Genomic DNA, 2029 nt, shown 5'->3' on the forward strand with positions numbered 1-2029 from the left:
CGGTGTTTGTCAAGGTAGTTGTCGCTTCAACCCAGTCGCTCAATTTCTAATTGGCCCTGTCGTCGACGCGCCTGCGGGGGCGGCCCGAGCTTGGCGGCGCGGGGATCGCAGCGTGCTGCCAAACGGTCGGCCGCTCGCTTCGCACTGCGCCCAGTCTCCCTCCACCGCGCGCCGGGTCAAGGTCGTTCGTCCTCGCTGCGCTGCGCTGCGCTGCGGGCGCTCCACCTGGACCCGGCGCGCGGCTACGGGCGCCTGGCTCCGTGCGAAGCGACCGACCGACCGAGGATGGCCACCAGGGCAGCGGCTGTGCTGGGACAGCACCGGGGTGGCAAGAAGGTGCTCGCTCCCTCCCTCCCAAGGATGGCGTGGGCAGCGTGCAGCCCTGGCGAGCATCGCAGCGGTCCTCATGCGGCCTGCGCCTGGGGTGATGCGGCAGCGCCGGCGGGGTTGAGCGTCACCGCCCCGGGCGGGGTCCAGTCGCGCACTGCGCCGCGCCAGCGCTCGGGATGCGCGGCCTTGGCCTGTGTGTAGAGGGCCTCGCGCTGCGCCAGGACAGCCACATGCTCGCCGCTGTGGCGCTGCTCGGGGGTGACGAAGCGCAGCCGGCTGTGACGGTGCTCGGTGTTGTACCAGCGCACGAAGTCCAGGACCCAAGCCTGCGCTGCGGCCAAGTCGGCAAAGCCGTTGGCCGGATAGGCGGGGCGGTATTTCAAGGTGCGAAACAGCGTCTCGGCAAAGGCGTTGTCGTCGCTCACGCGCGGGCGGCTGTGGGAGGGGATGACGCCCAAGCGCTCGAGGGTGGCCACCAGGGTGCTGCCCTTCTGCGGGCTGCCGTTGTCGGCGTGCAGGACGAGCGGGCGGTCGATGCAGCCTTGGGCGAGCACGGCGCGCTGCACCAGGGCGCTGGCATGCTCGCTGTTCTCCGCCGTATGCACCTCCCAGGCGACGATCTTGCGGCTGTAGAGGTCGAGGATCAGGTAGAGGTAGAAGAATAGCCCGCGCACGGGCCCCGGCAGGTAGGTGATGTCCCAGCACCAGACCTGGCAGGGGCCGTCGGCGGTGTGGCTCGGCGGCGGCGTCGGCGCGCGCGGGGCCTTGGCGCGGCCGCGGTGGTGCTGGGCGTCGGCGTCGCGCAGCACGCGGTAGAAGGTGGACTCGGAGGCGAGGTAGATGCCCGCATCGGCCAGGCGCGGGACGATCTGGCTCGGCGGCAGGCTGGCGTGCTCGGGGCTGTTGCACACCGCGAGCACCTCGGCGCGCTCGGCCTCGCTCAGCGCGTTGGGCGGTGTGGGCCGCTCGGCGCTCGGGCGGCGATCCGCAGTGACCTCACCCGCGCGGGTCCAGCGCTGCACGGTGCGTACGCTCAAGCCCAGCGCCGCGCAGGCGCGCGCCCTGCGCGCGCCGCCGGCCACCGCCTCGTCGATCAGCTCAATGGCTTGGCGGCGATCTTGGGTGCTGATCATGCGTCCTCGTCCCCCCAGATCGCCGCGGCTTTTTTTGACAGCACCAACAGGGCCGCGGTCTCCGCCAGCGCCTTCTCCTTGTGCTGGAGATCGCGTTGCAGGTCGCGCACTTGCCGGCGCAGCTCGGTGTGCTCGCCCTGGCTCCGGCGAGCGCGCTCGCCCGCCCAGTCGTTGGCGTGCTCACAGGCGCTGCGCCAGGCCTGGATCTGCTCGGGGTAGAGGCCGCGCTTGCGGCAGTACTCGCCCAGCTCCGCGTCGTTCAGCGCCGCGGTCTCAACCACGGCGGCAAACTTGTCCGCCGCGCTCCAGCCCTCGGGCCCGGTGGCGCCGTCGGGCAGCAGCCGGCCCTGGTCGCGGCCGCGCGGCGCCAGTTGTACAGCGTCGCTTCGCTGATGCCTTCCTCGGCCGCGAGCTCGCCCAGCAGGCGATTGTGCGGCGGCAGCATCTTGCGCAGCACCGCCTCTTTGCGTTCGTCGGAATATCTCGGCACGGGTCTCTCGTCTTCGCCCCCTGTTGTGGTTACAGTCCTACAAGGTAGAGGCGACAACTAGCCTGACACAGGGGGC

1 pseudogene is annotated in these 2029 nt (G+C 71.2%); it reads right to left on the reverse strand.

From position 1 onward, the window contains the following. Positions 1-404 precede the first annotated feature (404 nt). Positions 405-1953: pseudogene (locus QZ607_RS25765) on the reverse strand (IS3 family transposase). Positions 1954-2029: the final 76 nt, after the last annotated feature.

Origin of the sequence: uncultured Thiohalocapsa sp., assembly GCF_913063425.1 — a bacterium.
In the GTDB taxonomy this organism is placed as follows: domain Bacteria; phylum Pseudomonadota; class Gammaproteobacteria; order Chromatiales; family Chromatiaceae; genus Thiohalocapsa.